This is a genomic window from Mycolicibacterium chubuense (assembly GCF_001044255.1).
GTDB lineage: Bacteria > Actinomycetota > Actinomycetes > Mycobacteriales > Mycobacteriaceae > Mycobacterium > Mycobacterium chubuense.
In genome coordinates, this window is the sequence record NZ_JYNX01000090.1 from 1 (window position 1) to 25,400 (window position 25,400).

18 protein-coding genes, 1 tRNA gene and 1 pseudogene are annotated in these 25,400 nt (G+C 66.3%); 8 read left to right on the plus strand and 12 right to left on the minus strand.

From position 1 onward, the window contains the following. The first annotated feature begins 159 nt into the window (after positions 1-159). Both MCHUDSM44219_RS27095 and MCHUDSM44219_RS27100 read left to right on the plus strand, forming a co-directional pair. A tRNA-Gly gene (locus tag MCHUDSM44219_RS27095) sits at positions 160-230 on the plus strand. Between the two features lie 217 nt (positions 231-447). Further along, positions 448-3,630, plus strand: coding sequence for an adenylate/guanylate cyclase domain-containing protein (locus tag MCHUDSM44219_RS27100; RefSeq protein ID WP_048421378.1), 3,183 nt, complete (start codon positions 448-450; stop codon positions 3,628-3,630). 10 nt (positions 3,631-3,640) lie between these two features. Here MCHUDSM44219_RS27100 and glgC read toward each other — a convergent pair whose 3' ends face one another. From glgC to MCHUDSM44219_RS27120, 4 genes are read right to left on the minus strand one after another with little or no spacing between them, the layout of a single operon-like run. Beyond that, positions 3,641-4,894: a glucose-1-phosphate adenylyltransferase gene (gene glgC / locus MCHUDSM44219_RS27105; RefSeq protein WP_048421379.1), complete on the minus strand. Its 1,254-nt coding sequence runs from the start codon at positions 4,892-4,894 to the stop codon at positions 3,641-3,643. Positions 4,895-4,953: 59 nt separating this feature from the next. Then, complete coding sequence (locus MCHUDSM44219_RS27110) at positions 4,954-5,403, minus strand: DUF5078 domain-containing protein (RefSeq protein WP_109778005.1); 450 nt, start codon at positions 5,401-5,403, stop codon at positions 4,954-4,956. Next, the gene (locus tag MCHUDSM44219_RS27115) at positions 5,400-8,315 is read right to left on the minus strand and encodes an MMPL/RND family transporter (protein ID WP_048421380.1); all 2,916 of its coding nucleotides are present in this window, start codon (positions 8,313-8,315) and stop codon (positions 5,400-5,402) included. The genes MCHUDSM44219_RS27110 and MCHUDSM44219_RS27115 overlap by 4 nt, the downstream gene beginning before the upstream one ends. Then, positions 8,312-8,737 (minus strand): MmpS family transport accessory protein, encoded by a 426-nt coding sequence (locus MCHUDSM44219_RS27120; protein WP_048421401.1) that lies wholly within the window; start codon positions 8,735-8,737, stop codon positions 8,312-8,314. Before MCHUDSM44219_RS27120 ends, MCHUDSM44219_RS27115 begins: the two co-directional genes overlap by 4 nt. Positions 8,738-9,007: 270 nt before the next feature. Between MCHUDSM44219_RS27120 and MCHUDSM44219_RS31470 the strand changes: the two genes are divergently transcribed. After that, positions 9,008-9,262: TetR/AcrR family transcriptional regulator (locus MCHUDSM44219_RS31470; RefSeq protein WP_236695602.1), on the plus strand; the 255-nt coding region annotated here is incomplete at its 3' end. Positions 9,263-9,637: 375 nt separating this feature from the next. On the opposite strand, the gene nagA is transcribed toward MCHUDSM44219_RS31470, so the two are convergent. The 3 genes from nagA to MCHUDSM44219_RS27140 are packed head-to-tail and all read right to left on the minus strand — an operon-like array spanning position 9,638 to position 12,037. Next, positions 9,638-10,780, minus strand: coding sequence for an N-acetylglucosamine-6-phosphate deacetylase (gene nagA / locus MCHUDSM44219_RS27130; protein ID WP_048421381.1), 1,143 nt, complete (start codon positions 10,778-10,780; stop codon positions 9,638-9,640). Between the two features lies 1 nt (position 10,781). Continuing rightward, positions 10,782-11,567 carry a glucosamine-6-phosphate deaminase gene (gene nagB / locus MCHUDSM44219_RS27135; RefSeq protein ID WP_048421382.1) on the minus strand — a complete coding sequence of 262 codons (786 nt, stop codon included), beginning with the start codon at positions 11,565-11,567 and terminating at the stop codon, positions 10,782-10,784. Further along, entirely contained in the window at positions 11,567-12,037 is a 471-nt protein-coding gene (locus MCHUDSM44219_RS27140; RefSeq protein ID WP_048421383.1) for a PTS sugar transporter subunit IIA, read from the minus strand. Before MCHUDSM44219_RS27140 ends, nagB begins: the two co-directional genes overlap by 1 nt. Positions 12,038-12,237: 200 nt before the next feature. On the opposite strand from MCHUDSM44219_RS27140, the gene MCHUDSM44219_RS27145 reads away from it, so the two are divergent. Then, positions 12,238-13,692 carry a PTS transporter subunit EIIC gene (locus tag MCHUDSM44219_RS27145; RefSeq protein ID WP_330218639.1) on the plus strand — a complete coding sequence of 485 codons (1,455 nt, stop codon included), beginning with the start codon at positions 12,238-12,240 and terminating at the stop codon, positions 13,690-13,692. A 52-nt stretch (positions 13,693-13,744) separates the two neighbouring features. Here MCHUDSM44219_RS27145 and MCHUDSM44219_RS27150 read toward each other — a convergent pair whose 3' ends face one another. Beyond that, positions 13,745-15,700 carry a fibronectin type III domain-containing protein gene (locus MCHUDSM44219_RS27150; protein WP_131722360.1) on the minus strand — a complete coding sequence of 652 codons (1,956 nt, stop codon included), beginning with the start codon at positions 15,698-15,700 and terminating at the stop codon, positions 13,745-13,747. A gap of 456 nt (positions 15,701-16,156) precedes the next feature. Next, the gene (locus MCHUDSM44219_RS27155; protein WP_048421386.1) at positions 16,157-16,573 is read right to left on the minus strand and encodes a hypothetical protein; all 417 of its coding nucleotides are present in this window, start codon (positions 16,571-16,573) and stop codon (positions 16,157-16,159) included. A 147-nt stretch (positions 16,574-16,720) separates the two neighbouring features. Between MCHUDSM44219_RS27155 and MCHUDSM44219_RS31480 the strand changes: the two are divergent. Beyond that, a pseudogene (locus MCHUDSM44219_RS31480) lies at positions 16,721-16,921 on the plus strand (metallophosphoesterase); the annotation flags it as partial. A gap of 6 nt (positions 16,922-16,927) precedes the next feature. Here the strand turns inward: MCHUDSM44219_RS31480 and MCHUDSM44219_RS27160 are convergent. Next, positions 16,928-17,362 carry a VOC family protein gene (locus MCHUDSM44219_RS27160; protein WP_048421387.1) on the minus strand — a complete coding sequence of 145 codons (435 nt, stop codon included), beginning with the start codon at positions 17,360-17,362 and terminating at the stop codon, positions 16,928-16,930. Positions 17,363-17,833: 471 nt separating this feature from the next. Here MCHUDSM44219_RS27160 and MCHUDSM44219_RS28580 point away from each other — a divergent pair, with 471 nt between their 5' ends. Beyond that, positions 17,834-20,242, plus strand: coding sequence for a cadherin-like domain-containing protein (locus tag MCHUDSM44219_RS28580; RefSeq protein ID WP_131722361.1), 2,409 nt, complete (start codon positions 17,834-17,836; stop codon positions 20,240-20,242). Positions 20,243-20,277: 35 nt separating this feature from the next. Here the strand turns inward: MCHUDSM44219_RS28580 and MCHUDSM44219_RS28585 are convergent, their stop codons facing one another. Both MCHUDSM44219_RS28585 and MCHUDSM44219_RS27175 read right to left on the minus strand, forming a co-directional pair. After that, positions 20,278-21,888 (minus strand): Calx-beta domain-containing protein, encoded by a 1,611-nt coding sequence (locus tag MCHUDSM44219_RS28585; protein WP_162232110.1) that lies wholly within the window; start codon positions 21,886-21,888, stop codon positions 20,278-20,280. A gap of 710 nt (positions 21,889-22,598) precedes the next feature. Next, a complete protein-coding gene (locus MCHUDSM44219_RS27175; protein ID WP_048421388.1) occupies positions 22,599-23,090 on the minus strand; it encodes a peroxynitrite isomerase in 492 nt (163 codons plus the stop codon). Positions 23,091-23,187: 97 nt separating this feature from the next. On the opposite strand from MCHUDSM44219_RS27175, the gene MCHUDSM44219_RS27180 reads away from it, so the two are divergent. Then, positions 23,188-24,939 (plus strand): alpha/beta hydrolase family protein, encoded by a 1,752-nt coding sequence (locus MCHUDSM44219_RS27180; RefSeq protein WP_048421389.1) that lies wholly within the window; start codon positions 23,188-23,190, stop codon positions 24,937-24,939. A 49-nt stretch (positions 24,940-24,988) separates the two neighbouring features. Further along, positions 24,989-25,339: a nuclear transport factor 2 family protein gene (locus MCHUDSM44219_RS27185; protein WP_048421390.1), complete on the plus strand. Its 351-nt coding sequence runs from the start codon at positions 24,989-24,991 to the stop codon at positions 25,337-25,339. Positions 25,340-25,400: the final 61 nt, after the last annotated feature.

Consider the following 25,400-nt stretch of genomic DNA (forward strand, 5'->3'; position numbering starts at 1 on the left):
GCAAAACCCTCGACTGGAAAACCCCAGCCGAAGCCCTCAACGAACTACTGTCAAAACCGCCAACTGTTGCATCGACCCCTTGAACTCAAGACCGTATTTCCGCCCTGAGTGCACACTCGGGGCGCTTGTGGACCGTGTTAGCCTTCTCGTTCGAAACATGCCGATGTAGTTCAATGGCAGAACATCAGCTTCCCAAGCTGAATACGCGGGTTCGATTCCCGTCATCGGCTCCCAAGAATCCAGGCAAGCGACCTCTCTCGTGGGTACGCCTCAGCGTCGGCCGCGCTTGTGTCGGTGCGCTCGAGACGACGCGGCGACGGCGCCGTTCGATCCTCAGCACAGTGGGCCGCGGCCTCGGTACCGGGGTCAATAGCGCCGGTCTCCGTCGCCGAACGCTCTAGCCTCTTGTCGTAGGTGGTCGAACCCCCCAGGACCGGTGGTGCTCGGATGACGGCCGTGACGGCATGTCCTACGTGTGGCGGCGGAACCGTGCCGAATGCCCGGTTCTGTTATCGATGTGGGTCACCACTGGTCGGTTCGACCACCCGTGCGGAGTACAAGCAGGTCACCGCGCTGTTCGCGGATGTCGTGGGTTCGATGGACATCGCGGCGGCGGTGGGTGCCGAACGCCTGCGCGAGATCATGGCCGAACTGGTCAGCCGCGGCGCGGCCGTGGTGCGGCGCTACGGCGGCACGATGGAGAAGTTCACCGGTGACGGACTGATGGCGCTCTTCGGGGCGCCCGCAGCTCTGGAGGACCATGCGTATCGGGCGTGCCTGGCCGCGCTGGCCATCCAGGAGGAGACGCACCGATTGGCCGGTGCGGTCGCCCGCCGTGACGGTGTTGCGCTGCGGCTGCGGGTGGGCCTGAATTCGGGCCAGGTCGTCGCCGGTGACATCGGTTCGGGTGTCTCGGGTTACGCCGCGATCGGCGAGCAGGTGGGGTTGGCGCAACGCATGGAATCGGTGGCCCCGCCGGACGGCGTCATGCTCAGCGCGCCCACCGCTCACCTGGTCGAGCATGCCGCGGTGCTCGGAGACGTCGAGTCGGTTTCGATCAAGGGCAGGGACGCGCCGGTTTCGGCGCGCCGGCTTCTGGCGATCCGGCCGCGCACCGCGCGGATCGGGCGCACCGAGGCGAGCCTGGTCGGCCGGCGCTGGGAGATGGCCGCCCTCGAAGCCCTGGTGGACCGCACGGTCAGCGGGAGCGGTGTCATCGTGAATGTGGTGGGACCGGCCGGTATCGGCAAGTCGCGCGTGGCTCGGGAGGCTGCAACGCTGGCGGCGGCTCGAGGTGCCGACGTCTATTGGACGCACTGCGAATCTCACGCCCGTGACATCGCCTTCGACGTGGTGACGAGGCTGCTGCGGACGGCCAGCGGGATCGCCGACCTGGACGACGACGCGGCCCGTCGTCATGCCCATGCACAAGTCCCGGACGCCGACCCGCAGGACCTGCTCCTACTCGATGATCTGCTCGGCATCGGCGACCGGGATGTGCCACTGCCCCGTATTGATCCGGATGCGCGGCGGCGGCGGTTGACCGCGCTGTTGGATTCCGTGACGCTGGCTCGCACCGAGCCGGCGCTCTACGTCATCGAGGACGCGCACTGGATCGACGACGTCAGCGAGTCGCTGGTGACCGACCTGCTCGCGGTGATTCCCCAAACACCCTCGATGGTGCTGATCACCTACCGTCCCGAATACGACGGAGCGCTGACGCGCGTGCCCGGAGCTCAGACGATTGCGCTTGCCCCCCTATGTGATTCAGACACCGCGGCGCTGATCGGCGAGCTGCTGGGGCCGGATCCGTCGGTCACGGCGCTGGCGACGATCATCGGCGAACGGGCCGCCGGCATTCCGTTCTTCGCCGAGGAGATGGTGCGCGAGTTGGCCCAGCGGGGCGTGCTGAAAGGTGACCGCGGCCGCTACGTCTGTGAAGAGGACGCCACCGAGGTCACGGTGCCGGCCACCGTGCAGGCGGCGATCGAAGCGCGCATCGACCGGCTGAGTACCCCGGCGAAGCGGACGTTGAATGCGGCGTCGGTGATCGGCGTCCGCTTCGAGGCGGATCTTCTGGCCGCGTTGGGCATCGATGCGGTGCTCGTCGAACTGCTGGCCGCCGAGCTGCTCGATCAGGTGCAAGACACCCCGAGCCCGGAATACGCCTTCCGCCACCCGCTGATTCGCACGGTGGCCTACGAATCGCAGCTCAGAGTCGATCGCGCCGCGCTGCACCGGCGCGTCGCGGCCGCCATCGAATCTGTGGCCCCCGCAGCAGCTGATGAGAATGCCGCCTTGATCGCCGGACACGCCGAGGCGGCGGGTGATCTGCACACCGCGTACAGCTGGCACATGCGCGCCGCGATGTGGGCGACCTATCGCGACATCGCCGCCGCGCGTCGCAGTTGGGAGCGCGCTCGAACGATCGCCGACGCGGTGCCTGCCGACGACCCCGATCGGACAGCGATGCGCATTGCGCCGCGCACCATGCTGTGCGGTATCGCCTGGCGAGTCCAGGAGACCGTGGCCGGCGACCGTTTCGAGGAATTGCGGCAGTTGTGCGCCGCGGCCGGGGACCAGGCGTCCCTGGCGATCGGGATGGCCGGCCTGGTGTTGGAGCGCGCGTTCCGGGGTCGGATCCGCGAGGCGTCGCAGCTGGCATCGGAAGCCTGGGCCCTCGTCGAGTCGATCGGCGATCCGACATTGACGGTCGGGCTGTCTTTTCCGGTCATCTACGCCAAGGGGCAAAGTGGCGAGTGGGGTGACCTGCTGCGGTGGTCGCAACGAACCATCGACCTTGCGGAGGGTGATCCGTCGAAGGGGGACTTCATGTTCGGGTCTCCGTTGGCGCTCGCGTTCACGACACGGGCTATCGGCCGGTGGTGGCTGGGTCGTTCCGGATGGCGCGAAGACCTTCGCCACGGCGTGGCCATGGCGCGCAGCGCCGACCCGTTGTCGTACGCCACCGTCATCACCTACGCCTACTGGCCGGGAACGACGTTCGGCGTGCTGGCCCCTCACGATCAGGCGCTGCACGAGATCGAGGATGCGCTCCGGATCGCCGAACAGTCCGGTGATGACATGGCGGTGGTCTGGGCCCGATCGGCGCTGGGCCTCGCGCTGGTGCATCGCGAGGCGGATGCGGAGCGTTCCCGCGGAGAGATGTTGCTCGCCGAGGTCGGCGACCTGTTCCTACGCCGGGGCCACTCCCTGTCCGAACTACCGCTCGTCCACGTGTACCTGGCGCGCGAGCGGAGTCGACGTGGACACCACGACGAGGCGACACCACTCATGTTCGCCGCCGTGGACCACCCCGCTCGCGAGGGGCACCTGCTGGCGTGGGGCTACGCGGTTCCTGCGACGAGTGTTCTGGTGGAAACCCTGCTCGACAGCGGCGGCACGGCGGACGTGGCCCGAGCCGAGGCCGCGATCGAGCGGCTGGCCGCCGCGCCGCCTGCCGACGACGGACTGGTCATCCGCGATGTCTGGCTACTTCGTCTGCGTGCCTTGTTGGCCCGCGCCAAGGGAGACGAAGCCTCCTACCGCGACTATCGGGATCGCTACCGTGCCAGGGCGGAATCACTCGGCTTCGAAGGACACATCGCCTGGGCCGAGGCGATGACCTGACGACGGTCCTTCAGGGGGCCGGCACCACCTGATTCTTCGAGAGCACCGTGAGGCCGTCCTGGACGATGAAGCCACGAGCCTCGTCGGCCTCAGGATCGACGCCGATCTCCGCGCCGGGTGGCACCACGACGTTCTTGTCGATGATCGCGTTGCGGACGACCGCCCCCGCGCCGACCTCGACGCCGTTGAGGAGCACGGAGTCGGAGACCTCCGCACCCGAACCGACCCGACACGACGGGGAGAGCACGGATTTACTCACTGTGCCGCCGGTGATCACCACGCCCGGTGACAGGATCGAGTTGTGGGTCATCGTCGGCGTTCCGAGTTCGCCCTCGACCAGCTTGGCCGGCGGCAGGGCTCCGTAGCTGGTGAAGATCGGCCACGCGGAGTTGTACAGGTTGAACTCCGGCAGCGGCGCCACGAGATCCATGTGGGCGTCGAAGTAGGACTTCATCGTCCCGACGTCCCGCCAGTAGTCTCGGTCACGCTCGTAAGACCCCGGCACATCATTGTTCTTGAAGTCGTAGACGGCCGACTCCGAACGGTCGACGAACCACGGCACGATGTCCCCACCCATGTCGTGCTTGGAGGCGTCGAAGGTCGCATCGCGGGTGACGGCGTCGCGCAGTGCGTCCGCACTGAACACATAGTTGCCCATCGAGGCCAGTACTTCGTGCGGTGCGTCGGGGAGCCCCACCGGATCGGTCGGCTTTTCCAGGAAGGCCCTGATGTTCTGCGGCGACTCGGGGTCGACGTCGATGACACCGAACTGGTCGGCCAGTTCGATTCGCTGCCGGATGGCGGCCACCGTGCAACCGGCTCCGCTCTCGATGTGCTGCTGCACCATCTGAGCGAAGTCCATCCGATACACGTGATCGGCGCCCACGACGACCACGATGTCCGGATCCTCATCGTTGAGCAGATTCAGTGACTGGTAGATCGCGTCCGCGCTGCCGAGATACCACCGCTTGCCGACCCGTTGCTGGGCCGGCACCGGCGTCACGTAGTTGCCCAGCAGCGTCGACATCCGCCACGTCGTGGTGACATGGCGGTCCAGGCTGTGGCTCTTGTACTGCGTCAGCACAACCACTTTGAGGTAACCGGAGTTGACGACGTTACTCAGGGCGAAATCAATGAGGCGGTAGATGCCACCGAAAGGCACAGCCGGCTTCGCCCGGTCGGCGGTCAACGGCATGAGACGTTTTCCCTCGCCTCCCGCCAGGACGATCGCGATTACCTTTTTGCGGCCCGGGGAAACAGTCATCGCCTCAATCTAGTGTGACGCGGGCCACAAGGCCGCGCATTGGCGACAAGCCCGCCCACTCAGCGGGCGACCGGCCAGCTCCACACCGACAGGTCGCCGCGCGGATAGGTCATGCAGACATCCGTCGCGTGCGCCACCACGCCCTTGTTGTTGAAGAAGACCTTCGCCCAGTTGCCCCACCGGGTCGCCACCTGCTCGTAGTACACGTTGGTGGCGGTGTCCTCGGAGTATTGGCGACGCGCCGCGGCGTCCAGCGAGTAGAACCAGTGGATGCGGTCCACCGCCATCTGCTGGACGTCGGGCGGGCGGTTGCTCTTGTCCAGCATGTACCGCTCGAAGTAGACCGGGCTGGTGTCCCGCACCGCTGCCAGGTACTGCTCGGCGTCGCAGGACGTCTCGATCTGCCTGCGCGGGATCGGGTAGTCATCGGTCGAGTCCGCGACAGCCGGTGGCGCTCCCACCAGGCCCGCCGCCAACGCCGCCAGCACGAGCGTCAGCGACCGTCTCACGCGGTCACCTCCTGGGCGACTCGCGGCCACGGTTTCGGTTTGGGTCGCGGCCGCACGTGGGTCGGCCACCAGAACCACCGGCCCATCAGCGCCGCGATGGACGGTGTCATCAACGAGCGCACGATCAGCGTGTCGAAGAGCAGTCCCAGGCCGATGGTCGTGCCCACCTGCCCGATGGTGATCATGTCGCTGACGATCATGCCGATCATCGTGAATGCGAACACGAATCCTGCTGCGGTGACGACGGATCCGGTACCGGCCATCGACCGGATGATCCCGGTCTTGATCCCGGCGTGGATCTCCTCCTTCATCCGCGACACCAGCAGCAGGTTGTAGTCGGCGCCGACGGCGAGCAGCACGATGACCGACATGGGCAGCACCATCCAGCTCAGCGGGATGCCGATGATGTGCTGCCACACCAGGACCGACAATCCGAACGATGTCCCGAGACTGAGCACCACCGTGCCGACGATGACGGCCGCCGCCGCCACGGCCCGGGTCAGGATCACCATGATCAGGAAGATCAGGATTAACGATGCCACGGCCGCGATGAGCAGGTCGTAGTCCGCGCCCTGCTGCATGTCCTTGTACATCGCGGCGCTACCACCGACGTAGATCGTCGATCCCTCGAGTGGGGTGCCCTTGATCGCGTCCGCGGCGGCGATGCGCATCGGGTCGATTCGCTCGGTGCCGTCCTCGGTCAGCGGGTCGCCCTGGTGGAAGACGGTGAAGCGCACCGCCTTTCCGTCCGGCGACATCATGAGCTTCATGCCGCGCTGGAAATCGGCCGTCTGGAACGCTTCCGGCGGTAGATAGAAGGTGTCGTCGTTGCGGGCGGTGTCGTACGCCTCCCCCATCGCCGTCGTGTCCTCCTGCATGGCGATGTTCTGGTCCTGCTGCATCTTCTGCGCCTGATACTGATTCAGCATCATCTGCTTCTGGTTCTTCATCGTCTGGATCATCGCCGGCATCAGCGCTGCCATCTGCGGCGTCAACTGCGCCAACTGCTCGATGTCGGGAACCAACTGGCTGAAGTCGTCGGACAAGGTGCCGATCCCGTCGAGGCTGTCGAAGATCGACCGCAAGGCCCAACACATCGGGATGTCGAAGCAGTGCGGCTCCCAGTAGAAGTAGTTGCGCAGCGGCCGGAACTGGTCGTCGAAATCGGCCAGATGATCACGAACATCGCCGATGTGGCCCGAGGTGTCCTTCATCTTGTCGGCCATCCGGCGGGTGACGTCGGCCATCTGAAGGGTGATGCCCTGCATCTTCTCCATCGAGTCGATGGTCACCTGCATGTCGTTGGCCTGCTTGAGCGTGTTGTCCAGCACGGTCTGCTGGAAGTCGTTGTTCATGATCTGTCCGTTGCCGCTCTGGCTCACCGTGTACGCCAGCGATGCATGCTTGATCGGTTTGCCGTCGGGACGGGTGATCGTGGTGACCGACGCGATGCCGTGCACCCGCACCAGCGCCTTGGCGATCTTCTCGATCACCAGAAAGTCGGCGGGATTGCGCATGTCATGGTCGGATTCGACCATCAGCAGGTCGGGGTTCATCTTGGCGTCGGAGAAGTGCCGGTCCGCCGCGGCGTATCCGATGTTGGCAGGGACGTCGCCGGGCAGGTAGATCCGATCGTTGTATGTCGTGTGATAACCGGGCAGGGTCAGCAGACCGACCAGGCACAGCACCGTCGCCATGACGAGGATCGCCCCCGGCCACCGCACGGTGGCCGATCCCAGCCGGCGCCAACCGCGGGCACGGCCTTTGCCTTTGGGCTCCAGCACCTTTCCGAATCGGGTCACGATCGACACCAGCGCGGGGCCGAGCGTCAGCGCCGCCGCCACGACGATGGTCATGCCGACCGCCAGCGGGATACCCATGCTCTGGAAGTACGGCAGCCGGGTGAAGTGCAGGCACAGCGTGGCGCCCGCGATGGTCATGCCCGAGGCCAGCACGACGTGGGCCGTACCGTGAAACATGTCGTAGTACGCGGACTCTCGGTCCATACCCGACCGTCGGGCTTCCTGATAGCGGCCGATCAGGAAGATCGCGTAGTCGGTGGCGGCGGCGATCGCCAGGGTCACCACCATGCTCGTCGCGAAGGTGGTGAGACCGAAGACCTGGTAGAAGCCGAGGAAGGACACGATGCCGCGCGCCGACAGCAGTCCGACGAACACCATCGACATCACCGCGAGCATCGTGGTGACCGACCGGTAGACGATCAGCAGCATCACGATGATGATCCCGATCGTCACGAACTCGATGGTCTTCATGCTGGCGTCGCCGACGATGTTCTGGTCGGTGGTCAGCGCCGCGGGCCCGGTGACATACGCCTTGACGCCTGGCGGCGCCGCCTTGCTGTCGACGATGTCACGCACCGTCTCCACCGATTCGTTGGCCAGCGCCTCACCCTGGTCACCGGCGATGTAGACCTGCACGTAGGCGGCCTTGCCGTCGATGCTCTGGGCACCGGCCGCCGTCAGCGTGTCACCCCAGAAGTCCTGCACGTGCTGAACGTGTCTGGTGTCGGCATTGAGGTCGCGGACGATCTCGTCGTAGTAGGTGTGCGCTTCCGGCCCCAGGGGTTGGTCGCCTTCGACGACGATCATCACTGAACTGCTGGTGTCGTACTCCTGGAACTTCGCGCCCACGTGCTTGGTCGCGATCAACGCGGGCGCGTCGTTGGGGCTCATCGAGACGGCGCGTAGCTTCCCGACTTCTTCGAGTTGCGGCACAACCGTATTCAGCAGCGCCACGATCGCGATCCACACCAGCACGATCGGGACGGCGAACATCCGGATGAAGCGGGGGAGCTTCGGGCGGGCCGTGGCGGCGTGCCGCGCGGCCGGTATCGCGTCGGTCGGCGCGTCGTCGGCGTTGTCGCCGGGCCGGCCCTTGAGGGACGTGATCATGCTGCCTTCACCAGGCAGTAGGTGGCGGCGTTCACGCCCTGTGCCGTCCTCTCGTCTTTGACCTCGTCGTCGACGGTGACGCGGCACGTGATGGATTGGCCGTCGCCCTGGGCCATGATGTTCGGCATCACCGACGGCAGCGTCGTCTGCAGGGTCAGTGACCAGGGCAGACTCACCTCGCCGGTGCGCTGCGGCTTGCCGTCGAGGTCGGCGTAGTTGATGGTCGCCGACGATCCCGTTCCGAAGATCTCGTAGGTGACGACCTTGGGGTTGAAGTTCTCCGCGGTGTCGGCGTCGACCGGCGTCACGATGGCCTTGTCGGAGCCGAAAACCGAGCGCAGGTTCGCCACCGCCAGCCCGCCGACCGCGATGGCGACGATGACCAGCACGGGTAGCCAGACCCGCTTGACGATCGTGATCATCGCGGCCGTCGCGTTCGAGTGCTGCTGTTGCACAACGGTTTCGCCCCTGGCTGAGCGCGCGCGACAACTACAGGCAAGGTCGTGCCTTTCGGTGAGGGACGCCGCGAGCCACCAGCCGGCGTGTGATCTTGTAGGAACTTAAGCCGACAAGTGGATAGAGTCAATCCGGTTGTTGCGTTTTTGTAAGGCGTGTCACTAGATTGGGCTCATGGTGATGTGGCGCGCTGCGACCAAATGGAGCGGGTGCCTGCGCGTCGTAGACTCTGCGTCATGAACGCTGGGGATCCGCAGGCGGCGAGCCTGCGCAAGGATGCCGAGCGCAACCGGCGCCGCATCATCGAGGCCGCGCGCGAGCTCTGCGCCACGCGTGGGCTGGAGGCGACGCTGAACGAGGTCGCTCACCACGCGAAGCTGGGGGTGGGCACCGTGTACCGGCGGTTCCCGACCAAGGAGGCGCTCTTCGAGGCGATCTTCCTCGACGGCATCAACGTGGTCCGCGTGATCCAGGACGCGTCCGGTCAGCCGNGTCGGCGATCTCGCGTCGTGCCGCAACTTTGTCATGGTCGGTCATGGCTCTGCGCGAGGTCGCGTTCAGCAGGGCCTACTGCGGGGGCAGGGTGGACGCGGGCCGCACCCTTCTCGACCCCGTCATCTCCAAGCTGGTGAAGCGGGCGAAGCGGGACGGATACCTGCGGCCCGAGGTGTCGTCGACCGACATGCCGCTGCTCGGCCTGATGGCGGGCACGGTCGGCGAGTACTCCGACGGGGTGTCGACGGAGCTGTGGCGCCGCTACGTCGCCCTTCTCCTCCAGGGCATGCGGTGCCAGCCGGGTCTGGACCGATTGCCGGTCGACGCGCTGACCCAGGACGAGCTGCAGGGTGCGATGAGTACCTGGCAGGTCACGCCGGGTTGACCACCCAGGTGCCTTTGCGCATGACCCCGGTGACCGACAGGTCATCGTCGAGCATCACCAGGTCGGCGGCCGAGCCGACGGTCATTGCGGCACCGGGCAACCCGAGGGCGCGGGCGGGGATGACCGACGCCTGGGCCACCGCGGCCTGCAACGCCTCGTCCTGCGGCGCTGCGCTGTGGGTGACGGCGAACCGGAGCACCCGGTCCATGGTCGCGGTGCTGCCGGCGATGGTGTCGGTCCCCGCCACCCGGGCCACCCCGGCGGCGACGTCCACCGCCAACGGACCGAGCAGGTAGCGGCCGTCGGACATCCCGGTCGCGGCCATGGCGTCGGTGATCAATGAGATCCGCTCAGGGCCAACGGCTTTGCTGACGAACCGGTAGATCGCCGGATCGATGTGCACCCCGTCGGTGATGAGTTCGACCGTGACGCGGGGGTCTTCCATCAGCGCCACGATGGGCCCGGGCTCCCGCCGGTCGATCGGTCGCATCGCGTTGAACAGGTGCGTGCCGACCGTCGCGCCCGCGTCGATGGCCGCACGCGCCTGGTCATAGGTGGCCTCGGTGTGACCGACCGCCACCACCACGCCCGCCGCGGTGAGCTGCTCGATCGCGGCGACGGCTCCGGCGCACTCCGGTGCGATGGTGACCATGCGGATCGCACCGTCGCCCGCGCGCAGCACCGCGTCGATCTCGGCGGGTTCCGGGTCCCGCATCAGTGCGGGCTGATGAGCACCACAGCGCAGAGGTGACAGCCACGGGCCCTCCAGGTGGATCCCGTCGATCACACCGGCGCGCACATCGCGCGCCAGCGCTGCGACCTGCCGCAGCAGGTCGGCGGGACCGGCGGTGACGAGCGAGGCGACCAGGGTGGTGGAGCCGTGCCTGCGGTGCAACTCCGCCGCGGTGGCCGTCTCCTCGGATTCGGCAGCCGAGAAGTTGGCGCCACCACCGCCGTGCAGATGGGTGTCGACGAATCCCGGAACCACCGTCGCAGCGCCGAGATCCGTATCTGGTGGCGCGGGCGGGTCGCCCGCGCCGACCCGGCGGATCACGCCGTCGGCGATCTCCAGCCAGCCCGGGCGCAGCAGGTCCCGCCCGGTCAGCACGGTGTCGGCGCGCAGGAGCACCTCAGATGCCCTGCCAGTCCGGTTTACAGCGGTAGGTCTCGCGGTAGTAGTCGACGAGTTGGAGCCGGCGGGCGGCGGCGTCGTCGAGCAGCACGGTGACGTGCGGGTGGTGCTGCAGCACGGTCGCCGGCCACATGGCGCTCACGGCGCCCTCGACGAGATGGTGCACCGCCTCGGCCTTGCCGCGGCCGGTCGCGACCAGGACGATGTGCCGCGCCTCCAGGATGGTGCCCAACCCCTGGGTCAGGCAGTGCGTCGGCACCGCATCGACGTCGTCGCCGAAGAACCGGGCGTTGTCGATGCGCGTCTGCCGGGTGAGGGTCTTGATGCGGGTCCGCGAGGCCAGCGACGACCCGGGCTCGTTGAACGCGATGTGCCCGTCGGTTCCGATGCCGAGGATCTGGAGGTCCACCCCGCCCGCGTCGCGGATCTCCGCCTCGTAGGCCGCGCACGAGGCGGGGATGTCGGCGGCCAGACCGTCAGGGCCCTGCACCGCCCCGTCAGGAAAGTCGACCCGCGACACGAACACCTGGTCGATGACGTTGCGGTAGCGCTCCGGGTGATCGGCCGGCAGTCCGACGTACTCGTCGAGGGTGAAGCCGCGGGCCTGGCGAAAGGACAACTCCCCCGCGTCGTATCGCGCCGCCAGTTCGTCGTAGATGGTCAACGGGGACGAACCGGTGGCCAGCCCGAGCACCGCGTCCGGTGTGCGTTTCAGCAACGCCGCGACCGCGTCGGCGCCGATTCTGCCGATCTCCGCGCGGTCTTCGAGGATGACGACTTCCATCAGGTGGCCGCGATGAAGAGTCCGTCGCCGTGGGCGATCACCGCGCCCTCGAGCACGGCCTCGGCAGGCGTGATGGCGTCGGCGTCGCGCTGGTCCATCACCACAACGGGGACAATGGGATTCAGGCCCTTGGCCTCGATGGCAGGGACGTCGTAGGTGATCACCTTCTGCCCCGCGGCGACGTCGTCGCCCTGGCTGACGTGGGTGGTGAACCCCTCGCCGTCGAGCGCGACGGTGTCGAGGCCGAGATGAACCAGCACACCGACGTTGTCGGGCGTCATGATCACATAGGCGTGCGGCATCAGCTTGAGGACCTTGCCGGCTACCGGCGCCACCGCGTCGATGACTTCCCGCGGCGGATCCACTGCCGCGCCGTAGCCCACCATGCCCGCGGAGAACACCGGGTCGGGGACATCGGACAGCGGGACCGCGCGCCCGGCGACCGGGGCGAGGACGGACGTATTGCTCATTGGCGCTACTCCTTTTGGCCGATCGGATGAAAGCCGATCCCACCCAGAATAGGCTTGCTCCACTTGCGAAAGGGCACGAAACGGGCGAGAGAGAAGGCTGACCTGTGACCAGTGATTCTGCGAAACCACAAGAAGCGCAGAGCAAGTCGGGCTTGCGGATACCGGGATTCGCCCAGCTGCAGCGGCTGGGCAAGAGCCTCATGCTGCCGATCGCGGTGCTGCCTGCTGCGGGCATTCTGCTGCGATTGGGGCAGCCGGACCTGCTGGGCCGGATCGAGGTGCCGGTCATCGGGGCGTTCTTCAAGGCGATGAGCGCCGCCGGAGACGCACTGTTCACGAATCTGCCGCTGCTCTTCGCCGTCGGCGTCGCCATCGGTTTCGCCAGGAAGGCCGACGGATCGACCGCGCTGTCCGCGGTGGTCGGCTATCTGGTGGTCCAGGCGGTGTTCAAGACGATGTCGCCGATCGTGCTGGCCGGTCAGGTCGACAAGGCGGGCGAGCAGGCGCAGATCAACTACAGCGTCTTCGCAGGCATCCTCGTCGGCTTGCTCACGGCGTGGCTTTTCGACCGCTACCACGACATCGTGTTGCCGTCCTATCTCGGATTCTTCGGCGGCCGACGGTTCGTCCCGATCGTCGTCTCGCTCGCGAGTCTGTTCCTCGCGTTCGCGATGAGCTACTTCTATCCCATCTTCGACGCCGGGCTGACCGGCCTCGGTGAGTTCATCGGCGCGTCGGGGGCAATCGGGGCGTTCGTCTACGGATTCGCCAACCGCATGCTGATTCCGCTGGGCCTGCACCACATTCCGAACTCCTACATCTGGTTCCTCTACGGCGACTACCAGACACCCTCGGGCGAGACGGTCACCGGCGAACTCACCCGGTTCGCGGCCGGCGACCCGACCGGCGGTCATCTGACCGCCGGCTTCTATCCGATCCTGATGTTCGGCCTGCCCGCCGCCGCCCTGGCGATGATCCACGCGGCGAACAAGAAGCAGCGCAAGGTCGCGGTCGGCATCCTGTCGGCCGCGGCGCTCACTGCGTTCCTGACCGGCATCACCGAACCGCTGGAGTTCGCATTCATGTTCGTGGCGTTCCCGCTGTACGTCATCCACGCGGTGCTGACCGGACTGTCCCTGGCGATCGCCTACCTGCTCGACATCCATCTGGGCTTCTCGTTCTCCGCCGGCCTGATCGACCTGCTGCTCTACGGGACGGCTCCGGCCGCGAAGAACATCCCGCTGCTGATCGGGATGGGTGTGGTGTTCTTCGCCGTGTACTACCTGCTGTTCCGGTTCGCGATCACGAAATTCAACATGCGCACCCCCGGGCGCGAACCGGAGGACGAGTTCGAGGCCGAGGAGCAGGCGAACCTGGAGGCGGGCGCGTCAGGAGCGACGACGACGGCGGTCGCCGCGCCGGCTCAGACGAAGGCCGAGCAACTCATCGCCGCATTCGGCGGCCGCGACAATCTGGTCAACGTCGACGCCTGCATCACCCGGCTGCGCATGGAGGTCGCCGACAAGTCCAAGGTGGATCAGGCTCAGCTCAAGGCACTCGGCGCCGCCGGCGTCCTCGAGGTGGGCAACAGCGTCCAGGCGGTGTTCGGCACGCAGTCCGAGGCGCTGAAGAACGACATCCGCGACGTGCTGTGAGGATAGTGTCCAAGCCAGGTGAGGTCACCTGGCTTGGACACTCGCTCTGCGGTCAGACCCGGGTGGCCTTCTGGGCCTCGTAAGCCCACCGCAACTCCTGCAATAGTTGGCGAGTCTGCTTGGCGGTTGCTGCTGTCAGGAAGTCGTCTCTGAGATCTTTCCATTCGTCTGCCCGGCCGGCTTTTGGTCCGAATATCAACTGGACAAGGTCGACAGGGGTTTTGATCGCAGCCACCAGAAGATTGACGCCTGGGATCACCGAGAACACATTCATCGTCGATTCGAAAAATACCTCGAGTGGAGAATTGTTCTCGTCCTCATCCGGAATGTAGTGATCCCGAAGACGGTTGGCGAGTTGCTCCAAGATGCCGGGGTCTTCCTCCGGGGTGAGTGTGACCACTTTGACCGAGCGGCTGTCCTCGCTCTCGTTGAAGGCCGCATCGAGGGCCCGCGCCGTGTACTCGTACTCGACGTCGAAGTCGAGATCCTCGTCGATAACCGGCTGATAGGCGAGCACCGGTGCGACATTGATGCGCTCCCCGTCGCGGTAGATGTTGTAGCCGACGACGCCGACGTTGTCGGTTCCACCGAAGGCCGTCAGCGTGGCGGAGTGTGAGTTGACGCTGGACGACACGATGGTGGGCGCTGTGGGTTTGACGACGTCTACTGTCGTGATGATCAGGGGGGCGCTGTCGGCGCTGACCTGACCGATCGTATCGACCGACCGTGCCGTGTAGGTATACGTGACGCCGGATTGCAGACCGTATTCCGTGTACTTCTCGCCGGGGTCGACCGTCGTGAGGAGCTGCCCACCCTTGAGGATCTGGTAGGCCACAATCCCGTTGTCGTCCGTGCCGCCCGATACGAGGAGATCGATCGAGGTGTAAACCTCCTGAGTGGCAGTGACGTTCTTGATCGTCGGCGGTTTCGGTGCCGCGTCCTCACCGGCAAACGGGTCGAATTCGAATGCCCAGATCTGGCTGTAGTGCGTGGTATTGGTGTCGTAGATGTACTTCTCGACCACGTCCGCACTCTGGGTGCTGTCGATACGTTGAATGGATTTCACCAGCGTCGTGTACGGGTTGGGGTTGGACGTGCCGGTGACGGATACGAACTCGACGACGTAGAGATTGTCGGGGATGTCCTTACCCTTGAGATTGGCGGGAATGTCGGCGCCACTGAGGGTGTCGCCCGCCGGTCGCGCGACGGTGTAGGTGAAGACCTTGCCCGGCACGTACTCAGGATCACTGGTGTCCAATGTCGACCACGAAGGTACGTTCAACACCCACGTCCGGTTGTATTCCGTTGCCAAGCCGTTCATTCCGTCGAGATTGTCGAACTCGGGCTGGACTTCGATCTGATTCGTGGCGGCCACGGTGGTCTTCAGCGCGGCGACAGTCTTCGCGGCACGGTCATCCGAGACTGACTCCTGGTGCGGGGTCGCCAGTGCCATGGTCGAGAGCAGCAGTGTGGTCGGCGCCGGATCGATGGATGGGCTCGTATCGGCCGGACCCGCCTGGATCGTCTGGACAGGTTTGCGGTCGTCGTCTTTCACCGCCCTGCGCTGCCAGAACGGGATACGCACCGGTGTTGCGGGGGCGTCGAACAGTCCATGCCGCTTCGGTGTGACGCTGCCGTCGACGGTATCTGTCGAATCCTTGCGGTTCCGGAACGGGGTGTTGCGCGTCACCCTGGCCGGAGCCTCGGATGCATCGTCATCGCCCCTCGCCTGCTCACCGCGTCGAGAACTGGATTGCTGCCGCTTCTCCACCAGGGTCTGCCGTAGCGACGGACGCGCTTCCTGCCGATCCCCTGTCGCGTCCTGACTGCTGGCGCGACTCGGGCCGGCGGAGGTGTCGGCACCGTCCTCGGCATGGGCCGCCCCGGCCCCGCAGATCACAGCGGCTCCGAGGCCGAGGCCGACCGCACCGGTACCGAGCCATGCGTACGGCGTCCGGCGCTCCCGAATGCCCCGTTGCGAATTTTTGCGCGCGTGATTACCTGCCATGATCCCCCCGTTTCGTCGATCGACGCGATCCTGGCAAATTCCTGTGACGCGTCAGAACGAATGAGAACACACGCGCAGCGAACGAGCAATCACCTGGCGGCCGCATTGTTGCGAACTCATAGAGTTCTTCACCTCGATGGTGGACCGGTGAGCCACTCCGCGCCCGCCCGATGGCAGAAAATTCAGCACTTCAGGGACCACGCGGCCCATATTGCCTGCACATCCCGGTCTCGCTGCGGCGGCACCTTTGCTGCGCTGCGCACACGCAAATTAGCTCAGGTTCGTGGTGAGCATGCACGACCGCAGCGCTGGTGAAACGCGGTGCGTCGCCGCGCAGCAAGGACTACAGCTCGAGCCCATCCGCATTCGGCACGCTGGGGTGCGAGACCAGCAAATCTATGCTCGTAGAGTGAGTGCGTCCACGTGGAAGTGCTCAACGCGCTTGACCGCTCGCGATCAGCCGACCTTCTGGAGCTGGAACGGGCTCTGGGTGACGATGCCGCCCGCGCATCCGTAGTTCGAGTCCGAGGACACCACGCCGCTCAGCGTCACCGGGTCGACCGACATCGACACCACGGCCGGTTCGTAGTGTCCGTCGTCGCAGGTGAGTCCGCCCGGCTTCGTCACCGTGAACACCCACCGGCCGTCGGTGAAGGTCGTGGGAGTGCTCCAGCCCTGGTTGCTGCTGACGGTCCCGGCGCATCCCGTGGGGCCGCAACTCGTCGTGATGGTCAGCACGTTGTACGGATCGCCGTCGGCGGATCCGTAGGTGCCGTTGAGCAGTGGCGGATCGGCGGCCGCGGCGCCGGCGAGGGCGACGGCCGCGATCACCGACGCAGTGACGGCGGCGAGAGCGCGAAGGACCTTTGCCATAGTGATTCGCAGGGTACGGGTTCGTCAGCCCGGATCGTCGCAGGCAGGCGGTCTGATCCTCGGTCGTGTCCGTCGTGTCGCCGAACCGAGATCTGGGACGCGGGGTCGGCCGCGCGTGATCGACGATGGGTAGCGTCGAGTCGTGACAGAATCTCCGGACACACCCACGGCGGGCAGATCTGGCCGTTCCATGTGCTGGTCCGACTCGAGCAGCCGGTCGTGAGCGGTCTGAGTCGTCACGGTGAGCGCACCGCGCTGTACACCAGTCGCGGGACCGGGTTCTGGGGTCCTCCCTTCCGGGTCTTCGCACCGAGCGAGATCACCCTTCTGACGCTGCGCTGCCCGTGATTCCGTTCAGCCCGCCGTAGCGAACAGCTCCAGCTGGATGTTGTCGGGGTCCCGGAACACAAGGGTGGCGAACGCGACCGGCTGATCGCCGGTCCTGACACCGGAGTGCGGAATCTCCAGTGCGTCAAGCCAACTGGCCCACGCGTCCAATTCCTCGCGGGATGTCACCGCGAATCCGATGTGGTCCAGCCCGGTCTGAGCCTCGTCGAAGAGGTCACCGCCGTTGCCGGTGTTCTTGTGGAGCCCGATCGCCAGCCCCGAGCGGGGTTCGATGAGCAGCACGGCGTACCCAGTGTCCTCGCAACCGTAATGCGGAAACGTCATCGGTAACCGTTGCGCGTGGAACACCCGCTCATACCAGCTCAGGCTGGCTTCCAAATCGCGCACGGTGAAGGAGATGTGGTGGATCCCCGCGATCGCGGGAGCGCTGTGGTCTGGCATGGATTCCGTCTTACGCCATCACCAGGCGTCGACGAGGCAAGACGACGGGATGACGTACCCGCGAGCGGTTCCCAACGGGGGAACCCGAGGTGAAGGTGCAGTAGCGCACTACTGCACCTTTCACAGCGGCCACTGATCATGATGAGGCGCGTACAGAGAACCTTCCGCGACATCGCTGACGAGGACGCCATGAGAGCTGGTCTGATGATTGGGCGAGTCGGTGGGCTTGCCGTCGCGTTGGGAATCGGTGCTGCCGTGGCAGTCGCCGCTCCAGCTGCCCGGGCCGATCAGACCGGCGGCGGGACATCTGATTCCTCGCCATCAGCTTCGACCCAAAAGTCCGAGTCACGGCCGCTCCGGAATTCCGGTCGTCATGCGCCCCTGGGCGCGGCACGAACTCGGACTGCGGACCGACGCGGCACACGCTCGAATGGCACTGCGTCGATCGACAATCCTGCGTCGTCGATACCTGTGAGGATCGTTGTTGCACCGCGGGCAGCTAAGCGGTCAGCGTCGGGAAGCGACGATCCCGGTAACCCGGCCGGAACACCGGCCACATGGGTCGTCGCCGCGGCCGTACGCCGCGAATTCGGCCATACCGCCGACGCGGCCGTCTTGCGCAACGCGGCAGCGGGGAATCAGCCACCGGTCATCGCCACCGTGACGGTAGGTCGGCCGAGCCCCTTCTCCGGGCGTGTGAACGGCAGGGTCAGTGCCTCGGATCCGGAGCACGACGAGCTGAGCTTCAGCGTCCCGGCCGTCAGTACCAGAGGCGCCGCAGTCACGATCAACTCGAGTACCGGTGCCTTCACCTACACGCCGACCGCGGCAGTGCGCCACGCCGCGGCGGTACCAGGGGCAGCCAACGACTCGATGACCTTCACCGTCTTGGACGGCGTGGGCGGCACCGCAGCCACGACGGTCACCGTGCCCGTCCTGCCAACGAACACCCGCCCGAGGGTGGCGTGGACGCCGAAGGTCGACTCCCCCGACCCCGCCACCGGCGCGGTCACCGGCACTCTGAACGCGCGCGACGCCGATCGCGACCTGCTGGCTTTCATCGCCGCCCCCAAGAAAGGCAGCATCGTGTTCGGCTCGGGAGGCGCCTTCACCTATGTACCGACCGCGGCCGCACGCCGGGCCGCCGCGAGTCCGGGTGCCACCGCAGCGGTCAAATCCGACACGTTCGCGGTGGTCGTGAGCGATGGCCACGGCGGCACCGTGACCAAGACATTAAAGGTGGCGATCGCGCCGACGGCTGTAACAGGTGCGGTGACCGTGCTGGGAAGTGTCGCAGTCGAAGGTGACAATCCACCCGCGTCGCCAGTGGTGAGCGCGAACGGTGCTCGGGGCGTGCTCGTCACCCCGCTGACCGACCCCCGAACACTCGCCGCCGTCACGCATGTCGTTGTCTTCGATCCCGCAACGGGCACACAGGCCGGCACCACCCTGACGCTCGCCGGCGCCGGCCGATCGCCCGTCTTCAGTGCGGATGGCACTCGCGTACTCGTCACCACCAGGGATCTCAACACCACGACCGGGATGTACACCTTCCGCCAAACAGTTGTCGACGCGGTGACGGGCGCCCAGATCGGCACCACTGTCGATCTTCCGGGCGCTGCGATGAGCTCCATGGTCCCAGATCCCGACGGTGCAATGGTGGTACCCGAGCCCGCTGCGGCTTCAACCTCGCCGATCGTGAGCCCCGACGGTGCCCGCGCCGTTACCGTCACTCAGGACTACAGCGACCTCTACGACACCAGCACCTACACCAGCCGCATCGCCGTCATGGACACCGCCACCGGAAAGCAGGTCGGTACCTCGGTATCCCTCACCGGAGCCGGTGATGGGCCGGTTTTCAGCAACGACGGGAAGTACATCCTCTTCACCGCCTCGGTTTCCGACTGGGGTCAAGGCTACGGCTATGTCAACACCTCCCAGCTGGCGTTGATCGACAGCACCACAGGTCTGCTGATCGGTGACGTCGTGAACGCCAACGGCGCGCTGGCCGCGCAATTCAGCGACGACAGCACGCACGTCTTGATCACCACATACGACCGGCACGCGGAGTCAACGGTCATTTCGACGATGTCGACCGGCACCGGTGCGACAACCGGTAGACCGATCTCGTTCAGCGGTCGACCGCTGAGTACCTTGTCGGGAGGTAACTCGGTCATCACGACCCTCAATACCGACGGAAGCAGTGTCCTCATCGGTATCAGTCACTACTCTCCGACTACGACGTCGGCGACCATTCGGTTGCTCGTCGGCAATACCACGACGGGAACGACCTCAGGTACCACCGTCACCTTACCCGGAGATGATATGCCCTACGGTGCAACGCTTTTCAGCACTGATGGGAAACAAGTACTGATCACCGTCAATGCTTACGACTCATTCGGCCACACCGCAAACAGTCGGATGCTCGTATTGGATACCCAAACGGGCACGCAGATCGGCACCACACTGGCCCTTCGTGGTTTCGCGTCGACGCGGTTCAGTTCTGACGGGCGACACATGTTCATCACGACCAACGATGACAACACGCACATCACTCAGGCGGCGGTCTACGACATGGTCACGGGAACGCAAACCGGGTCCACTCTGACCTTCGGTGGGTACCTCAGCACTACGGTTGCGGTCGGCCCGGACGGTCGCAACGCCATGCTGGTCATCGGTGCGTCGAGTGAGTCGAAGACCAACGTCGTGTTGATAGACACCGTCACCGGTGAACAGAGCGGCTCTGCAGCCAGTCTCATCGGCAACCCAGTCGGCTACCCTGGACCCATCATCAACGGTGATCGCGCCATGGTGACCACCACCGTCGCGACCTCTTTCACAACCAGTACGAGTCGGGTATCGGTGCTCCAGATCGGCTGACCGGTTGGATGTGCCTCCAAGCTACGGCCTCGCCGTCACAGGCGGGCGCGGGCGGCGTCCACCAACGCCTGCGCGGCGGCCTTCAGCGAGAGGTCCGCGCGCAGCACCCCGAAGTTCTGTTCACCGTCCGTGAGATCCGTTCCCCCGTCGACGAGTTCGTAGTACATCAGCGGTCCGGCCCAGTTCCACTGCGCGACCTGTTGCTGGGCTTGCAACAGGATCGTTGCCTGGTCTTGCTCCGACACGGCGTTCACGCTGGTTCCCGTCGGTGCACCGAACTCGGTGATCCAGATCTTCTTGGCGTCGTCGCCGTGGTTCGTCATCACCGTCTGCAGCGCGGGTAGGTCGACGAATCCTCCGACCTGCCGCTGCGCCGGGTCCATCGGGAGATTCGGATAGCTGTACGGGTGAACGGCGATCCCGTCGGCGAGTTGGGCTGTGCCGTTGGCATAGAGCTGTTCCAGATAGACCGCGGGAGGGACTTCGGCGGCCGACCCGTCGTACTGCGGGCTGATACCGCCGATCAAAAGCGTTGCGCGGGAATCGACTCCGCGTATCGCGGTCGCGACCGCGCGGAACAGCTGACCGTATTCGTCGGCATCGGGTCGTGTCGGCCAGAACTTGGCGGTGTTCGGTTCATTCCACACCTCCCAGCAGTGCACTCCCAGCGGCGCATAGCGCTGCGCGGCGAGGCTGGCGAAGTTCGCGAGGTCGGACAGATTGGTGGGCCTGGCATGAGTCGGATCCGGAAGCAGTCGCGACGCCGTCGATCGCGCCCACTCCGGCGTGTACGCGATGGTCACGAGAACATTCATCTGATGCGCCACCGCCTCGTTGACGAGCAGGTCCGTGGGCGCCCAGTACAGGGTGCGCCGCTTCGGTTGGACTGCCGACCAATCGATGTCGATGCGCACCCACGTGACACCCATATCCGACATCAGGTCGAATTCCTTCTTGACGGTCGCCGCATCGGCCCCTCGCAAATGCAGTGTCATGCCGATGCCCGAGACCGCATCGTCGTTGGTGAGGATGACGTCGGTCTGACCGATGAGTTGACCCGCGGTGCGCACGATCAAAGCCCCTACGGCGCTGGTCAATTGGACGCGGAAGGCCTCGTCCGGCTCGTAGGCGGTGTCACCGAGGATGGTCACCGGAATCGTGGCGGACGTCTGGCCGGGCGTGAACACCACCGAACCAGTCGCCGGGTTGAAATCTTCTCCCGCCGTTGCTTTGTAGCCACTTCCGGGATAGACGGAAACCGCGTACTGGACGGTCACCGTGGTTTTCGATGCACCTGACAGCCGCACCGTCAACAGCTGGATCCGTGATCCGCTGTCCCCTTCGGCGAGGTAGGCGACGCTCTGCGGGAACCCGACGGTGATCGTCGTGGACGTGCCGCCGCTCGTTCTGGCACCGGCGAGCCGCAGGCTGAACGTCTCGACGCTGCTGCGCAACGACTGGAGCCGCTCGGTCCGTTCGTCGCGACGCGCGGCCAGGGCGGCGCCCCACATCAACGGCACCACGGCAGGAGAGACCGGATCGCCTGGGCCGGACAGCCGCCCGTTCGCGCCCAGCCACGTCGCGAGCCACGTGCGCACCGGTGTCGCCCGTGCAGGCGCCGCGGGGCGCGACGCCGGAGCATCCACGGTCACTGTGTCGGCACGTGTGGGAAGCGGCCGGGATGTACCGGACTCGTCCGTGCTCGAGCGAGGGGTGTCGTCTGTGGCGGGCGCCGACTCGGTCACCGATGCATCCATCGGCTCCGGCTCGGCGGCTTGCTCGAGGGCCCGACTGCGGGAACGCCCGTCCCTCACACCCGCATGCGCTCGAGGTCGGCCGGAGCGTTCAGCAGTGGCGGGACCGACGGTGTCGTCGTCGCCGGGATCGGCGACATCGCTCGCCGGCGCATCGGGCTCGGCGGGCGCGTCCTCGTCGGCCTTGTCGGAGTCTTGTGTCGCATCGTCTACCGACGCCCCGCCACTCGGACCGGACTGCGGCTCTGCCTCTTCGTGCGTCTGTCCTGGGTCAGCCGAATCCGTCGACGACGACGGCCTCGACACCGCGGAGTGGTGCGAGTCATCTGAGCTCGCGGGATCAGCGACGGCCACCGCGGGCAGGGACGCGATCGCCGCACCGATACCCAGCGCGACAGCAAGCGCTCCCACGCGTCCGATCAGTCCGTCGCCGACAGACAGTCGCCGAGTCGTTGTCACGATCACCCCCGAACGTGCGCAACCGCGGTCCCGACGACCTGCCTGGACGCTCGCCGACGCGCTCTCTGGAGCTTAGCTCTCCCGCGCCCTGCAGGCGGCCAAAGCTGGGCAATCACCGCGGCCAGGTTGGCAACCGCGTTTGCCTACGGTCGCCGCAGCACCGCCGACAGGTGGTGCTGCAGCGGCTGCCCGACGGCGGCCATCCGCAGGCTGTACGTGAGGGTGTCCGCGCGGACCTCGATCGACCGGCACACGGCCATCACCTCTTTGGCCGACTCGGCGCGGCCGATCTCGCTCGACACCAGATCCATCCGCAACCCCTCGCCGTCCGCCGTGAGGCGCCCCTCCTGGATCTCGGTGATACCCGTGGGATGGGCGAGGATCCACTCGACCCGGTCCGGCGCCGGGGCGCGCAGATAGCCCGTCTCGGCGTGCAGCGGCCGACCGTCTTCCGTGGCGCGGGTGCGTTGGACGTAGGTCAGGAACGGCTTGCCGACGTGGCCGAAGGTGACCTCTTCGACGTAGCTGAACGGCGCGATCGTCGGATACTCCCCCGTTCCGTCGCCGGTCCACATTCCGAGCAGAGGCGCCAGCACGGCGATGCCAGGATGCAGCTCAGCAGCGGAAACGGCCATGGGATCAGCCTACGTCGCACCCCCCGATGTGACTACGCTCACAGGACAACGTAGGTTGTCACAGTTGGCCGGTGTCAGGACGGAGTCGTTTGCGGTGATGGACGTGGAGCGGGCGCGCAGACGCGCGACGATTCGGTACGCCCTGGTCGCCGTGGCGCTCTGCGCCGGGATCGCCGGCGCGCCGGCGCCGGCCGTGGCGTGGGCCGAGCCCGCGGGGTCGGACTCGTCCTCGAGCACGACCGCCCACACCACCGGCGCAGCGGACTCAGACTCCCCCTCTCCGTCCATCGGCGGTCAGGACACGAAGGCCGACACCTCGCCCACGGAGTCGAAGGACGACGCCCCGAAGGACGGGGCGGAAACCGAGATCCCCGACCGCGGCACAGACATCGGTACCGACAACACCGCCGACAGCACCGACGAATCTGACGGCACCGAACACTTTGTGGCACAACGGCCTTCGCGGCACACCGAGATCGAACAGCCCACGAAGCCGGAGCGCCGCACGCCGCTTCTGGACCGGCTCCGGGCGAGAATCGACCGGACGCCGGACGACGAGGACAGCGCCGAAGCCGCGCCGCCGACCCGGCACCTGACCGTCGTCCGCACCGAGGATGCCACCCCACCGGTAGCTGCCGTGGCCCCGCATGTCGCCACGGTCGACATCCCGGTCACCACCGTGGCACCGCCGGGTCCGCAACCGCTCTCGCCGCTGGGCAAGCTCCTGCAGCTGCCCGGCCACCTCGTCAACACGGTGCTGCAATTCTTCGATATCACCCGGTCCTCCCAGGGCCCGACCGCGCCGATCAAGATCGCGCCGCCGATCAACGACCTGCTGTTCGCCGCGTTCCGCGAAGTGGAGAAGTGGATCGGACTCGACCGCACTCCCCCGCCGCAGCCGCCGTTCCCGACGCTGACCTACACCGGCCCCACCACCGCGAAAACCCCGACGGTGGCCCAGTTCCTCAACGCCTCGGCGGCCGCGTACGGCCTCGGAACCACGCCCGGCGGACTGGTTCCGTTCACCGTCAACGGTTTTCAGATGGCGTCGGCCAACATCATCTCGGGTATGGCGGCCCGGGTGTGGGTGACCCCCGACAATCAGATCGTCATCTCCTACCAGGGCACCACGGGCGGGACGAACCTCCTGTTCAACCCGTTCATCGCGGTCGCGCAGATCCTGACCGACCTCCAGGTGATCTACACCCAGACCACACCGTGGGCCTTCCACGACGCGCTGCGCTTCGCCGAACGGGTGCAGGCCGCCGCGGCTCTGCAGGGCTACGGCACCGACGACATCTTCGTCACGGGGCATTCGCTCGGCGGGTGGGAAGCCCAGTACGTCGCCCAGCAGATCGGCCTCGCCGGCATCGGCTTCGAGAGTCCCGGCATGAGCAGCACGGTCCCCGGCAACGGCGCGGACTCGCTGTTCGTCAACGTCGAAACCTACGGTGACCCAGCCCCGTTCATGGCCACCGATCTGCCGGGGCTGCAGCCCTTCATGCCGCCCTACGTGCCCGGTGGCGGCATCAAGCCGCACTACGGACACATCGTGATGATCGGTGACCCCGCGGCGATGACGCCGCTGCTGAACGCGGTCACGCTGTGGCGCACCGGCCCGATCCGAAATTTCGTCTTCTTCGTCGATTTCCTCGGCAACTTCTTCCAGTACCACCTGCCCGGTATCCAGGCCTACCACCTCGGTGTCACCCCGGATCCCGGCGTGGTGCCGTGGCTGGGTACCGCACGCGGGCCGGTGAACACCGGCTGGGGCGATCTCACGATCCCCGAGTTGCTGATGGCCGCCTCGGATGCCGGCAGCCTGCACCGCTCGGCCGCCGCCGCCTGACGATCGGAGCGCTTGACCTTCCCCCTGGGGGAACCTCCAGGGTGGCGGTATGACTGACACCGACACCATGTGGAACGCGTTGCCCGCCGTCGTCACCACCTACCTCACCGCGCATAAATCCCGCGACGTCGCGGCAGCGCTCAGCACCTTCACCGCCGACGCCGCCGTCACCGACGAGGGCCACACCGTGCGGGGGCGCGACGCCATCGGCGCGTGGCTGAACAACGCGGGCAGCGAATACACCTTCACCACCACATTCACCGGCGCCACCGTCTCCGACCCCCGTCACGTCGATGTCGCACAGCGTCTGAAGGGCGATTTCCCGGGCGGAGTGGCCGATCTGCACTACCGGTTCACGCTGGCCGGGGAGCGCATCAGCGGACTCATCATCGAACCCTGAGGACAACGCCACCCCCGACGGAGGCATCTGCGACCTGCCCTGGCTGCGTGCGCGGTACGAC

Coding starts and splice junctions, on each gene's coding strand:
- MCHUDSM44219_RS27155 (WP_048421386.1), bottom strand. CDS start 16,573: ATGGCAAAGGTCCTTCGCGCTCTCGCCGCCGTCACTGCGTCGGTGATC.
- glgC (WP_048421379.1), bottom strand. CDS start 4,894: ATGACTGTTTCCCCGGGCCGCAAAAAGGTAATCGCGATCGTCCTGGCG.
- MCHUDSM44219_RS27175 (WP_048421388.1), bottom strand. CDS start 23,090: ATGGCCGTTTCCGCTGCTGAGCTGCATCCTGGCATCGCCGTGCTGGCG.
- MCHUDSM44219_RS27120 (WP_048421401.1), bottom strand. CDS start 8,737: ATGATCACGATCGTCAAGCGGGTCTGGCTACCCGTGCTGGTCATCGTC.
- MCHUDSM44219_RS27180 (WP_048421389.1), top strand. CDS start 23,188: ATGGACGTGGAGCGGGCGCGCAGACGCGCGACGATTCGGTACGCCCTG.
- MCHUDSM44219_RS27140 (WP_048421383.1), bottom strand. CDS start 12,037: ATGAGCAATACGTCCGTCCTCGCCCCGGTCGCCGGGCGCGCGGTCCCG.
- MCHUDSM44219_RS27115 (WP_048421380.1), bottom strand. CDS start 8,315: ATGATCACGTCCCTCAAGGGCCGGCCCGGCGACAACGCCGACGACGCG.
- MCHUDSM44219_RS27145 (WP_330218639.1), top strand. CDS start 12,238: ATGCTGCCGATCGCGGTGCTGCCTGCTGCGGGCATTCTGCTGCGATTG.
- MCHUDSM44219_RS27160 (WP_048421387.1), bottom strand. CDS start 17,362: ATGCCAGACCACAGCGCTCCCGCGATCGCGGGGATCCACCACATCTCC.
- MCHUDSM44219_RS27185 (WP_048421390.1), top strand. CDS start 24,989: ATGACTGACACCGACACCATGTGGAACGCGTTGCCCGCCGTCGTCACC.
- MCHUDSM44219_RS27150 (WP_131722360.1), bottom strand. CDS start 15,700: ATGGCAGGTAATCACGCGCGCAAAAATTCGCAACGGGGCATTCGGGAG.
- nagB (WP_048421382.1), bottom strand. CDS start 11,567: ATGGAAGTCGTCATCCTCGAAGACCGCGCGGAGATCGGCAGAATCGGC.
- MCHUDSM44219_RS27100 (WP_048421378.1), top strand. CDS start 448: ATGACGGCCGTGACGGCATGTCCTACGTGTGGCGGCGGAACCGTGCCG.